This window comes from Citrobacter sp. CFNIH10 (assembly GCF_002934585.1).
Classification (GTDB): Bacteria; Pseudomonadota; Gammaproteobacteria; order Enterobacterales; family Enterobacteriaceae; genus Citrobacter_A; species Citrobacter_A amalonaticus.
This window is the reverse complement of the sequence record NZ_CP026216.1, coordinates 264,164-276,070: the sequence shown is the minus strand read 5'-3', so window position 1 is coordinate 276,070 and position 11,907 is coordinate 264,164. Positions and strand designations below refer to the sequence as shown.

Here is an 11,907-nt window from a genome sequence, read left to right as displayed (position 1 = left end):
CGGTAAATGGGGTCCAGGAATGGAAAGGGCGCTATGGTAATGGATGGCGATGGATTCGTCACGCGTCAAAATAACCCTAATTGGCCTGTCAGTAGTGTAGCAAAGTTATCATCAATGAAGGGAAGAATTCCTTCCGCGACGGGCTGGAGCTGTCGCGTCAGGTAATGCTCGTAATCCAGCGGCGAGTGTTGATAATCCTTTGGCTCTGGGCCGTTCAGGGTCCAGACATAGTGAATGGTGCCGCGGTTCTGGTACTGCGCCGGGCGTCCCCGCTTCAGGTTTTCTTCATCAGCCAGTCTGGCGGCGCGTACGTGTGGCGGAACGTTGCGCTGGTACTCGCTTAACGGTCGCCGCAGACGCTTGCGATAGACCAGACGCTCGTCCAGTTCGCCCGCCATCAGCCGATCAATGGTTTCACGTACGTAATCCTGATACGGTTCGTGACGAAATATGCGCAGATACAATTCTTGCTGGAACTGCTGCGCCAGCGGTGTCCAGTCGGTACGCACGGTTTCCAACCCTTTAAACACCATCCGCTGGTTTTCTCCTTCCTGAATCAAACCCGCGTAGCGTTTTTTGCTGCCGGTATCCGCGCCACGAATGGTGGGCATCAGAAAGCGGCAGAAATGCGTTTCATACTCCAGTTCCAGCGCGCTGGTAAGGTTCTTCTCCTGAAGCGATTGCGTCCACCAGGCGTTGACGTGTGCCACTAACGCGCGACCAATTTTCGCCGCTTCCTCTTCTGTGTGGGCGCGCTTCAGCCAGACGAAGGTGGAGTCGGTGTCGCCATAAATTACGTCATAGCCCTGGGCTTCAATGAGCGCTTTGGTCTGACGCATGATCGCGTGACCGCGCATGGTGATCGACGACGCCAGGCGCGGATCGAAAAAGCGGCAGGCCGTCGTGCCGAGCACACCGTAAAAGGCATTCATGATGATCTTCAGCGCCTGAGAAAGCGGTTTATTACCGTGCCGTTTGGCGTCGTCACGCCCCTGCCAGATCGACGTCACGATCTCTGGCAGGCAGTGTTTTTCCCGCGAGAACCAGGCGTCGAGAAATCCTTCGGTGCTGTGTTCGGGATCCGGGTGCGCCATCCCTTCCACCAGTCCGACTGGGTCGATCAAAAAGGTGCGAATGATCGAGGGGTACAGGCTTTTGTAATCCAGCACCAGCACCGAATCATACAAGCCGGGACGCGAATCCATCACGTAACCGCCGGGGCTGGCGTGGGGCGGCACTTCACCAAGGTTCGGCGCAACGTAACCGGCGCGATGCATACGTGGAAAATAGAGATGGCCAAACGCGGCGACCGAACCGCCGTGACGATCGACAGGTAATCCGTTAACCGTGGCTCGTTCTAACAGGAACGGCACGATCTCGGTTTTATGAAAGACTCGCGTCACCAGCTCGCAATCTTTCAGATTGTAGGTGGCGAGCGCGGGTTTATCTTCGGCAAAACGTCTGTCGATCTCATCCATGCGATCCCAGGGATTATCGATCGATTTACCTTCCCCCAGCAGTTCCTGCGAAACGGTCTCCAGCGAAAACGACGAGAAATTCCAGAAGGCAGACTTCAGCGCCTCAATACCATCCACGATCAGCCGACCTTTCGCCTGGGCGAAAAAAACGCCATTTTTAAAACCGTGCTCACGCCACTCGAGTTCGCTGTTATCGCGGCCAAAACGCAGCGGGATACGGTAGCGCTCAGCATGTTTTTGCAACACGCGCAGGTCGAACTGCACCACGTTCCAGCCGATGATGAGGTCGGGATCGTGGCGGGCAACCCACTCGTTAAGCTTTTCCAACAGTTGTGGGCGGCTGTTGACGTACTCAAGCTGGAAATCGAGCGCTGATGAATCGCCATTTTCGGGGCCGAGCATATAGACAATGCGCTGCCCGCAGCCTTCAAGCCCAATGCAGTACAACTCGCCGTGGCGGGTGGTTTCAATGTCCAGAGACAACCATTTGAGCGGTGGACGATAGTCGGGATGGGGCTTTAATCGCGCATTGACGATCGCACCGTTGCGCGTCTCACCTTCGACCCACACTGGTGAGGTGATAAAGCGTTCCATCAGATAGCGTTCCGGCGGGCGGACATCGCCTTCATAAACCGTCACGCCATTCTCACGCAACAGCTTTTCCAGTCGCATCAACTGGCGATGCGAACGGCAGTAAAGACCCGAAACCGGCTGACGATGAAAATCTTTGAGGTTGAGCGGCGTCAGACGATAACCATTTTCACTGCTTAATAACGACGTGACGCGGGCGGTTAGCGCGGTAGGGATAAACGCAACGGACTCCTGCGGCGCAAGCGTGACCTGCAAAGGCCCGCTGTCTGTTGCCAGCCAGAAGGAGACTTCAGTTCCCTGCGACGAATCCCGCCAGTGCCGGGTTAAGATAAAACCTGCCTGCGCCACGCTGTTTATCCATCAAAAAAACCAGGCATGATTATAGCCTGGTTCAACGTGTTGTGCTGGGGTTTTATACAGTTATCGGCGCTGCTACTGCCCGTAATAGGCTTTCGCTCCGTGCTTGCGCAGGTAATGCTTATCCAGCAACGTTTGCTGCATCTCGGGTAACTGTGGCGCGAGCTGGCGGCAGAAAATGCCCATGTAGGCAACCTCTTCTAAGACGATGGCGTTATGCACCGCGTCTTCGGCATTTTTCCCCCACGCAAAGGGACCGTGTGAATGCACCAGTACGCCTGGCATTTGCGCGGCGTCTATTCCATGCATCTTAAAGGTTTCGACGATCACCTTGCCGGTTTCCCATTCATACTCGCCGTTGATCTCGTGGCTGGTCATTTTGCGGGTGCAAGGGATGGGGCCGTAGAAATAGTCGGCATGCGTGGTGCCCGTTGCCGGAATGGACTGTCCGGCCTGCGCCCAGATGGTCGCGTGGCGCGAATGGGTATGCACAATACCACCAATGGTGGGAAAAGCCTGGTACAGCAGACGATGCGTCGGCGTATCGGACGAGGGCTTTTTCTGACCTTCAATCACTTCACCCGTCGCGATGCTGACAACCACCATATCGTCAGCGGTCATCACGCTGTAATCCACGCCGGAAGGTTTAATGACAAAGACGCCGTGGTCGCGATCGACGGCACTGACGTTCCCCCAGGTGAGCGTGACCAGGTTGTGCTTTGGCAGCGCCAGATTCGCTGCCAGTACCTGGCGTTTGAGATCTTCTAGCATGTTTTTCTCCCTGCCTGATGACGGTGTAAACGCGTTATCAGGCCTACACAGAGATGTAGGCCTGATTCAGCAAAGCGCCATCAGGCAACCATTTGCTTAACGTTTAAAGCCGTAATACATGTCGTTCCAGCGCAGCGCGTCCTTGAAGGCGGGCAGGCGGGTATCGTTATCAATCACGGTGATTTCGATATCGTGCATTTCGGCGAACTGACGCATGTCGTTGAGATCCAGCGCATGGCTGAAGACGGTATGGTGCGCGCCGCCGGCCAGGATCCACGCTTCAGACGCGGTCGGCAGGTCCGGTTGGGCTTTCCACAGCGCGTTGGCGACCGGCAGTTTCGGCAGCGCATGCGGGGTTTTCACGGTGTCGATGCAGTTGACCAGCAGACGATAGCGATCGCCTAGGTCGATCAGGCTGGCCACGATCGCCGGACCGGTCTGCGTATTGAAGATCAGACGGGCAGGATCGTCTTTACCGCCAATGCCGAGATGCTGAACATCAAGGATCGGTTTTTCGTCCACCGCGATCGACGGACACACTTCCAGCATGTGGGAGCCGAGCACCAGATCGTTGCCTTTCTCGAAGTGATAGGTGTAATCCTCCATAAAGGAGGTGCCGCCCTGCAGACCGGTTGACATCACTTTCATGATGCGAAGCAGAGCGGCAGTTTTCCAGTCGCCTTCGCCAGCAAAGCCATAGCCCTGCTGCATCAGGCGTTGTACGGCCAGACCCGGAAGCTGTTTCAGACCGTGCAAATCTTCAAAGGTAGTCGTGAAGGCGTGGAAGCCGCCCTGCTCCAGGAAGCGCTTCATACCCAGTTCAATACGCGCCGCTTCCAGCACGTTCTGGCGTTTTTCACCGTGAACCTGAGTGGCAGCGGTCAGGGTGTAGCTATTTTCGTATTCGTCAATCAGGGCATTGATGTCGCCGTCGCTGATGGAATTCACCACCTGCACCAGATCGCCCACTGCCCAGGTGTTGACCGAGAAGCCGAACTTGATCTGCGCGGCGACTTTATCGCCATCGGTAACCGCCACTTCACGCATGTTGTCGCCAAAGCGGCACACTTTCAGATGACGGGTATCCTGTTTCGACACCGCATGACGCATCCAGGAACCGATACGGGCATGAGCCTGTTGATCCTGCCAGTGACCGGTGACTACCGCATGTTGCTGGCGCATGCGTGCGCCGATAAAGCCGAACTCACGACCGCCGTGCGCAGTCTGGTTGAGGTTCATAAAGTCCATGTCGATGCTGTCCCACGGAAGGGCTGCATTGAACTGGGTGTGGAATTGCAGCAGCGGTTTATTGAGGATGGTCAGGCCGTTGATCCACATTTTGGCTGGAGAGAAGGTATGCAGCCAGACCACCAGACCCGCACAACGATCGTCATAGTTCGCGTCACGGCAAATGGCGGTGATTTCATCCGGTGTGGTCCCCAGTGGTTTTAACACCAGCTTGCAGGGTAGTTTCGCTTCGGTATTCAGCGCTTTGACGACGTGCTCCGCGTGCTGAGTAACCTGACGCAGCGTCTCAGGGCCGTACAAATGCTGGCTGCCAATTACAAACCACACTTCATAGTTATCAAAAATAGTCATTGTCGTGTCCTTAGTGAGTCAGGGTTGCCTGGTCAGCCGGCGCAGTATTAACCGGGGTGGCAGTCGGAAGATAATGTTGCTCAGCGCTTACCGCCCACTGCTGGTAGCGGCGATAAAGCTGTTCGAAACGTTGTGCCTGGTCGGGGCGAGGTTGCAGCGTGTTTTCCACCGCGCTGGCCATTTTCTGCTGCGCCGCAGGAATATCGGCATGCACCCCGGCAGCCACGGCGGCGAAGATGGCTGCGCCCAGCGCACAGCACTGATCGGAGGCGACGATTTGTAGCGGACGGTTCAGGACATCGCAGCAGGCCTGCATAATGACCTTGTTTTTCCTGGCGATGCCGCCCAGCGCCATGACGTTGTTAACCGCAATACCTTGTTCGGTAAAGCATTCCATAATGGCTCTTGCGCCAAAGGCGGTTGCGGCTATCAGCCCGCCGAACAGCGCCGGGGCATCCGTGGCCAGATTCAGATCGGTCACCACCCCTTTCAGACGCTGGTTTGCGTTCGGCGTGCGGCGGCCGTTAAACCAGTCAAGCACCACCGGCAGGTGATCCAGCGATGGGTTTTTCGCCCAGGCGTCGGTCAGCGCGGGCAGCAGTTGTTTTTGGCTGGCGCTGATCTGCGCTTTCAGTTCCGGATGCTGCGCGGCGAGTTGCTCCAGCGGCCAGCCGAGAATGCGACCAAACCACGCGTAGATATCGCCAAAGGCAGACTGTCCGGCCTCCAGACCGATAAAACCGGGGACCACACTGCCATCGACTTGCCCACAAATGCCTTTCACGGCGCGCTCGCCGACGCTCTGTTTGTCCGCAATCAGGATGTCGCAGGTGGAGGTTCCAATGACTTTCACCAGCGCATTGGGCTGTGCGCCCGCGCCGACGGCACCCATGTGGCAGTCGAACGCGCCGCCAGAGATGACGACGTTCTCCGGCAGACCAAGGCGCTGCGCCCACTCGGCGCACAGCGTACCAACTGGCAGATCGGCAGTGAACGTGTCGGTGAACAGGGGGTATTGCAAATGCTGGTTAATCAGCGGATCGAGCTCGTCGAAGAAACTGGCAGGCGGCAGACCGCCCCAGCTTTCATGCCATAATGATTTGTGCCCGGCGCTGCAACGACCCCGGCGGATATCCTGCGGGCGCGTAGTACCAGAAAGGAGGGCTGGCACCCAGTCGCACAGCTCAACCCACGAGACGGCAGCCTGGGCAACTGCGCGGTCTTCGCGGGTGACATGAAGGATCTTGGCCCAGAACCATTCGCTGGAGTAAATGCCGCCGATGTAACGGGAGTAATCGACGTTGCCCGGCGTATGGCACAGACGGGTAATGGCTTCGGCTTCTTCCACTGACGTGTGGTCTTTCCACAGGACGAACATCGCGTTTGGGTTTTCCGCGAACTCTTCCCGGAGTGCCAGCACGTTGCCATCGGCGTCAATCGGCGCTGGCGTTGAGCCCGTACTGTCGACGCCAATCCCAACGACCTCGGCACGTTGCGCCGCGCTGAGTTCCGCCAATACGCTTTTCAGTGCGGCTTCCATCGACTCCATGTAGTCGTGGGGATGATGGCGGAACCGGTTGTTCGGGGCGTCACAAAAACGTCCTTCCTGCCAGCGCGGGTACCACTCAACGCTGGTGGCGATCTCTTCGCCGGTGGCGCATTCCACAGCCAGCGCGCGCACAGAATCACTGCCAAAATCGAGGCCAATTGCAATTGCCATCCTCTTGCTCCATCCAGAAATACGGGTATGGAGAAACAGTAGTGAGTGGGGATAAAAACCGTCAGGTAGGATCCGCTAATCTTATGGATTAAAATGCTATGGCATCGCAAAGTGTGACGCCGTGCAAATAATCAATGTGGACATTTCTGCTCTGGTTATAGACACTTTTGTTACCCGTTTTTGTGGCAGTCATCGTACTGAGTCGTGACATAATGCTTTTCACAAGCGGGGTTGATGGGTCCGCCCGTGATGGTGCGGCAACAAGGCAGGACGCAAACCATACTGTCCTGCGTAATATGGACAATTTGTTTCCTCACTGAACCTCGGGAGTCGTGAAATTATGGCTGAACCGCAAAATGACCCTCTCCTGCCAGGGTACTCGTTTAACGCGCATCTGGTCGCCGGTTTAACGCCGATAGACGCCAACGGATATCTGGATTTTTTTATCGACAGGCCGTTGGGGATGAAAGGCTATATCCTTAACCTCACGATTCGGGGGGAAGGGGTGATTAAAAATCAGGGACGAGAGTTTGTCTGCCGACCCGGTGACATTTTGTTGTTCCCGCCGGGTGAAATTCATCACTACGGACGCCATCCGGATGCCAGCGAGTGGTATCACCAGTGGGTTTACTTTCGTCCCCGCGCCTACTGGCAGGAGTGGCTCACCTGGCCGTCCATTTTTGCGCAGACCGGTTTTTTCCGTCCGGACGAAGCGCATCAGCCGCACTTTAATGAGCTATTCGGCCAGATTATCCACGCCGGACAGGGGGAAGGGCGCTACTCTGAACTGCTGGCGATCAACCTGCTGGAGCAGTTACTGCTGAGGCGCATGGAGGCGATCAACGCTTCGCTGCATCCGCCGATGGATAACCGCGTGCGCGATGCCTGTCAGTACATCAGCGATCATCTGGCGGACAGCCACTTCGATATTGCCAGCGTTGCTCAGCATGTCTGCCTGTCGCCATCGCGCCTGTCGCACCTGTTCCGTCAACAGTTGGGTATCAGCGTGTTGAGCTGGCGTGAGGATCAGCGGATCAGCCAGGCGAAGCTGCTGCTCAGTACAACACGCATGCCGATTGCTACCGTTGGACGCAATGTCGGGTTCGACGACCAGCTCTATTTCTCCCGCGTCTTTAAAAAATGTACTGGCGCCAGTCCGAGCGAGTTCCGTGCCGGTTGTGAAGAAAAAGTGAATGATGTGCCCGTGAAGATGTCATAACCTGTAACTATTCAGATGATTGGTCGCTTGACGTCGCAGGGATGGGTTTGCAGAATCCCTGTTTCGTAAAACTGACGGACGCATTATGCAAGCATTGCTGGAACACTTTATTCTCCAGTCCGCCATGTACGCTTTGATTGCTGTGGCGCTGGTGGCCTTCCTGGAATCGCTGGCGCTGGTGGGGTTGATTTTACCGGGAACGGTATTGATGGCCGGGCTGGGCGCCCTGATAGGCAGCGGGGAACTCAACTTCTGGCATGCATGGCTGGCGGGAATTATCGGCTGTCTGCTTGGCGACTGGATCTCGTTCTGGCTGGGCTGGCGCTTCAAAAAACCGCTGCACCGCTGGTCGTTCATGAAAAAGAACAAAGCGCTGCTCGATAAAACCGAGCACGCACTGCATCAGCACAGTATGTTCACGATTCTGGTGGGACGTTTTGTTGGTCCAACGCGCCCGCTGGTGCCGATGGTCGCCGGAATGCTCGATCTGCCGGTGGCGAAATTCATCACGCCCAACATTATTGGCTGCCTGCTCTGGCCGCCATTTTATTTTCTGCCGGGGATTCTGGCTGGTGCGGCAATTGATATTCCGGCGGGTATGCAAAGTGGCGAGTTTAAGTGGCTGCTGCTGGCGACAGCCATCCTGCTGTGGTTCGGTGGCTGGCTGTGCTGGCGCCTGTGGCGTAGTGGAAAAGCCGCGACGGACCGCTTAACGCATTACCTGCCAAAAAGACGTCTGCTCTGGCTGGCGCCGATCGTGCTGGGGATGGGGATTGTTGCGCTGGTGACGTTGCTTCGCCACCCGCTGATGCCGATGTATCTCGATATTCTGCAAAAAGTGGTGGGCTACTGATATTCCTGCAGGATAAGCGTAAGCGCCATCCGGCAATCCATTATTTTTTAATCCCCAACAGCGCTGAGGCGCTGGCTTTACCGCTCAGCAACTCATCCGTTTCGCCCTGCCACGCGATGCGACCGTCGGCCACGACCACTGAGCGCGGGGCGATGCGCGCCGCATCTTCGACACTGTGCGACACCATCAGTAGCGTCAGTTGCCGGGCATGGCAGATATCGCTTACCAGGGTCAGCATCTCCTGACGTAGCGCGGGATCGAGGGCTGAAAAGGGCTCGTCAAGCAGCAGGATCGGCTGTTCGCGCACCAGACAGCGCGCCAGTGCCACACGCTGGCGTTGACCGCCGGAAAGCTCTCCGGGCAGGCGGGCCATCAGCGTCTCGATCCCCATTTGTTGCGCGATATGCAGGCGCTTCTCTTTCTGTTCGGCGCTTAATTTCAGTCCTGGATCCAACCCCAGACCGATGTTTTGCTCAACGTTTAGATGGCTGAACAGATTGTTCTCCTGAAACAACATCGAAACCGGGCGACGTGATGGCGGCGTGGTGGTGTGGTCTTCCCCTTCGATCAACAGGGTGCCGCGGGCAGGCGTGAGAAAACCGGCAATCAGACTCAGTAACGTACTTTTCCCTGCGCCGCTTGGCCCCAGAATCGCCACCTGTTCACCGCGCGCCACGGACAGCGTAAAGCGCATGGGCAAATGGTGGTAGAGCCAGGTGATATCAGTCAGTCTTAACATTTCGCCCCGGTAACGTCTCAATAACGGTAAATAAAATAAAGCACAGGATCAGCAATAAGAGCGCAGTGACGGCACCGTCCTGACTGCGGTAAGAGCCAATTTGCTGATACAGATAAAACGGCAGGGTGCGGAAATCATCGTTGCCGAACAGCGCCACCACGCCAAAATCGCCGATAGACAGCACACAGGCAAAGGCCAGCGCCTGCGCCAGCGGACGCATCAATGCCCGCAGTTCTACCACTTTTAGCCGCTGCCAGCCTTCAATCCCCAGCGACTGACACAGCATGGTGTAGCGGGCGGTAATATCGCGCATCGGGTTTTCCAGCACTTTCAGCGCGTAGGGAATGGCCATCAGCGCATTGGTGAAAATCACGATGCCGTCAGCGGACTCCGGCAGGCCGATGCTGTTGTTGAGCAACAGGAAGAAGCCGGTGGCCAGCACGATGCCTGGCATCGCCAGAATAAGCATCCCGCTTAGCTCAAGCGCTTGTCCTGCCAACAACTGCTGACGGGCGCGCAGTTCGCGGCTGCTCCACAGCAGCATCATCGTCAGGATCACGCACAGCAGACCCGCTGCCAGCGCAATACGTAGCGAAGTCCACACCGCCTGCCACAAAATGGGCTGCGCGAGCACGCCCAGCAGATGGCGATTCACCCCGTCGACCATCACCGCCAACAACGGTGGAAGCAACAGCAGCAGCGCGAGGACGATCAGCAGGGCATCGGTTAAACGGCTGTGCAGCCGATCGTCCGGATCGCGCCATCCCTGAACCAGGGTTGTGCCGGGAGCAATAGCTTTACTCAATCGTTGACTGAGGAGCACCAGCGCCAGACAGCACACCATCTGGATCAGCGCCAGCATGGCGGCGCGGGCAGGATCGTAGTCGAAATTCAGCGCCTGATAAATCGCCAGCTCAATGGTGGTCGCCTGCGGCCCGCCGCCCAGCGACAGCACGGTGGCGAAACTGGCAAAACAGAGCATAAAAATCAGCGCAGCGACCGGTGGGATTTGGCGACGCAGCCATGGCCACTCGACAAAGCGGAAGAACTGCCAGCCGCGGATACCTAGTTGGGCGGCAAGCTGACGCTGCTCGCCAGGGATATTCTCCAGTGACTGCAACAACAGACGGCTTGCCATCGGCAGATTAAAAAAGATGTGAGCCAGCAGGATGCCCTGCAACCCGTAAGGCGAGAAGGTCCACTCCAGTCCAAGCACGTGCCAGAGCGAAGCCAGCCACCCCTGGCGTCCATAGACGCTGAGAATACCAAACACCGCAACCAGCACCGGGAGGATCAGCGTCATGGCGCACAGGCGCAGCAGGGCCAGACGCCCCGGAAAACGGCGTCGGTACAGTGCACGGGCAAGGAAGATGGCTGGAACAACAGAAAGCACCGCCGACAGGAAGGCCTGCCAGAAGGAAAAACGCACCACGTGCCACAGGTAGCTGTCCTGCCACAGCGAGGACCACGCCGCCTGCGGCGCGTTGAACCACAATGCCAAAAACGCGGCCAGCGCTACCGTCACCATCAACGTGGCGGCACAAAGGCCAGGGATCAGCCAGCCGGCAATTAACGGCTGACGGCGCGTTGCCATTCGCTAATCCATGCCTGGCGTTGTGCCGCCACTTCCGCTGACGTGAATTCCAGGGTCGTTGTGGGTTTAGTCAGTTGTTCGAACCCGGCAGGCAGGGTGACATTTGCCACCGGATACATCCAGTTGCCGGTCGGGATAGCATTCTGGAACGCGGGTGACACCATGAATTTGAGGAACTTTTCTGCCAGCTCAGGTTGCTTGCTGGCGGCAGTACGCGCGGCGACCTCCACCTGCAGGTAATGGCCTTCGCTAAAGTTGGCCGCCACGTAGTTCTCTTTTTTCTCTTCGATGATGTGATACGCCGGAGAGGTGGTGTAGCTCAGCACCAGATCGCTTTCACCTTTCAGGAACAGGCCATAAGCTTCGCTCCAGCCTTTGGTGACAGTGACGGTTTTGGCCGCCAGCTTCTGCCACGCTTGCGGCGTTTTATCGCCATACACTTTCTGCATCCACAGCATCAGCCCAAGTCCTGGCGTACTGGTGCGCGGATCCTGATAAATCACCCGCCATTTCTGATCGCTCTCGACCAGCTCCTTCAGGCTTTTCGGTGGGTTTTTCAGTTTGTTTTTGTCATATACGAAAGCGAAGTAGCCGTAATCAAACGGGACGAAGGTGTCATTCTTCCAGCCGCCTGGGACATTGACCGCCTCGCTGGCGACACCGCTTTTCGCGAACAATTGGGTTTGCGTCGCCGCTTCCAGCAGGTTGTTATCCAGTCCCAGCACCACGTCGGCCTTGCTGTTTTTCCCTTCCATTCGCAGGCGATTAAGTAACGACACGCCATCTTCCAGCGCCACCAGCTTCAGTTCGCAGTTGCAGTCGGCTTCAAAGGCTTTTTTCACCGCCGGGCCAGGGCCCCAGTCTGCGGCGAACGAGTCGTAGGTGTAGACGGTGAGAACCGGTTTTGCGAAGGCAGGCGCTGCGCACAGGAGTAAAAGGGGAAGACATTTTTTCAACACTTTGCACCTCAAAAGATGGGTGGCAAA

The 11,907-nt window shown here is 57.0% G+C and carries 9 protein-coding genes; 2 read left to right on the top strand and 7 right to left on the bottom strand.

The annotated features are described in order from the left end of the window. Positions 1 to 65: 65 nt before the first annotated feature. From polB to araB, 4 genes are all read right to left on the bottom strand, one after another. Positions 66 to 2,417, bottom strand: a complete 2,352-nt coding sequence (gene polB / locus C2U53_RS04585; protein ID WP_044267395.1) for a DNA polymerase II — start codon at positions 2,415 to 2,417, stop codon at positions 66 to 68. Positions 2,418 to 2,501: 84 nt separating this feature from the next. Beyond that, on the bottom strand, positions 2,502 to 3,197 hold the full coding sequence (gene araD / locus C2U53_RS04580; protein ID WP_044255532.1) for an L-ribulose-5-phosphate 4-epimerase: 696 nt from the start codon (positions 3,195 to 3,197) through the stop codon (positions 2,502 to 2,504). 96 nt (positions 3,198 to 3,293) lie between these two features. Continuing rightward, the gene (gene araA / locus C2U53_RS04575; protein ID WP_042997960.1) at positions 3,294 to 4,796 is read right to left on the bottom strand and encodes an L-arabinose isomerase; all 1,503 of its coding nucleotides are present in this window, start codon (positions 4,794 to 4,796) and stop codon (positions 3,294 to 3,296) included. Positions 4,797 to 4,806: 10 nt separating this feature from the next. Continuing rightward, positions 4,807 to 6,516 carry a ribulokinase gene (araB, locus tag C2U53_RS04570; RefSeq protein ID WP_104445674.1) on the bottom strand — a complete coding sequence of 570 codons (1,710 nt, stop codon included), beginning with the start codon at positions 6,514 to 6,516 and terminating at the stop codon, positions 4,807 to 4,809. A gap of 340 nt (positions 6,517 to 6,856) precedes the next feature. Between araB and araC the strand changes: the two genes are divergently transcribed. Both araC and C2U53_RS04560 read left to right on the top strand, forming a co-directional pair. Next, complete coding sequence (gene araC / locus C2U53_RS04565; RefSeq protein ID WP_042997958.1) at positions 6,857 to 7,735, top strand: arabinose operon transcriptional regulator AraC; 879 nt, start codon at positions 6,857 to 6,859, stop codon at positions 7,733 to 7,735. 85 nt (positions 7,736 to 7,820) lie between these two features. Then, positions 7,821 to 8,588, top strand: a complete 768-nt coding sequence (locus C2U53_RS04560) for a DedA family protein (protein ID WP_042997957.1) — start codon at positions 7,821 to 7,823, stop codon at positions 8,586 to 8,588. Positions 8,589 to 8,628: 40 nt separating this feature from the next. On the opposite strand, the gene thiQ is transcribed toward C2U53_RS04560, so the two are convergent. From thiQ to thiB, 3 genes are read right to left on the bottom strand one after another with little or no spacing between them, the layout of a single operon-like run. Next, positions 8,629 to 9,327 carry a thiamine ABC transporter ATP-binding protein ThiQ gene (thiQ, locus tag C2U53_RS04555; protein ID WP_044255522.1) on the bottom strand — a complete coding sequence of 233 codons (699 nt, stop codon included), beginning with the start codon at positions 9,325 to 9,327 and terminating at the stop codon, positions 8,629 to 8,631. After that, positions 9,311 to 10,921: a thiamine/thiamine pyrophosphate ABC transporter permease ThiP gene (thiP, locus tag C2U53_RS04550; RefSeq protein WP_104445673.1), complete on the bottom strand. Its 1,611-nt coding sequence runs from the start codon at positions 10,919 to 10,921 to the stop codon at positions 9,311 to 9,313. Before thiP ends, thiQ begins: the two co-directional genes overlap by 17 nt. Next, positions 10,897 to 11,880, bottom strand: coding sequence for a thiamine ABC transporter substrate binding subunit (gene thiB / locus C2U53_RS04545; protein ID WP_104445672.1), 984 nt, complete (start codon positions 11,878 to 11,880; stop codon positions 10,897 to 10,899). Before thiB ends, thiP begins: the two co-directional genes overlap by 25 nt. Between the last annotated feature and the right edge of the window lie 27 nt (positions 11,881 to 11,907).